This is a genomic window from Methylobacterium tarhaniae (assembly GCF_001043955.1).
Taxonomy (GTDB): Bacteria; Pseudomonadota; Alphaproteobacteria; order Rhizobiales; family Beijerinckiaceae; genus Methylobacterium; species Methylobacterium tarhaniae.
Genome location: NZ_LABZ01000424.1, coordinates 1 through 893, shown reverse-complemented (window position 1 = coordinate 893; position 893 = coordinate 1). Strand labels below are relative to the sequence as shown.

The following is an 893-nucleotide window of genomic DNA, read 5'->3' as shown; positions in this document are numbered from 1 at the left end:
CCCCCAGCGCCCCCCCGCCGCTCGACCTCGCCTCCGCGGCGGCCTGACCCCAGGCGGGCGAGCGGGGAACGCTCGGCCGCCACGCTGCCCGAAGCGCGGCGCGCCGCTGCCCGATGGTCAATCGGCGAGGCCGCATGATACGGTGCCGCCGTGGACGCGACGACGAAATTCGTGACGGCCTCCCGCCGCACGCCCCCGGCGCCCGCGCACACCGCCGAGGCGCCGAAGCGCCGCCTGAGCCCGGCCCAGCGCGAGGAGGAGATCGTCCGCGCGGCGATCGGCTTCTTCGCCGAATTCGGGTTCGAGGGGCAGACGCGGGAGCTGGCCCGTCGCCTGAACGTCACCCAGCCGCTGCTCTACCGCTACTTCCCGACCAAGGAGGCCCTGGTCGAGCGGGTCTACCAGGAGGTGTTCCTGCGCCGCTGGAACCCGTTCTGGGAGGAGACGATCCGCGACACGTCCCGGCCCCTGCGCGAGCGGCTCGTCGCCTTCTACACCGACTATGCAAGCGTCATCCTGACCTACGAATGGGTCCGCCTGTTCATGTTCGCCGGCCTCAAGGGGCTCGATTTCAACACCCGCTACCTCGATCTGCTGCGGGAGCGGATCTTCCCGCTGATCGTCGCCCAGATCCGGGACGAGCTGGGCCGTCCCTCGATCGTGGAGCAGCCCGTCTCCGACCTGGAGATCGAGGCGATCTGGAGCCTGCACGCCGGCATCTTCTATCTCGGCATGCGCAAATACGTCTACGACCTGCCGGTCGACGACATCGCGGCGGTCGTCGCCATGAAGGTGCGGCTGTTCCTCGACGGTGCCCGGGCGGTGATCGGCGTCGCGGAACCCTCCGGGAGCGCGGGCTCCGCCTGACGCCGCCCGGTATGCATCCCCTCCCC

The 893-nt window shown here is 70.8% G+C and carries 1 protein-coding gene; it reads left to right on the top strand.

The features are described 5' to 3' along the window. Nucleotides 1-150 precede the first annotated feature (150 nt). Nucleotides 151-867, top strand: coding sequence for a TetR/AcrR family transcriptional regulator (locus VQ03_RS30415; protein WP_083468335.1), 717 nt, complete (start codon nucleotides 151-153; stop codon nucleotides 865-867). Nucleotides 868-893 lie beyond the last annotated feature (26 nt).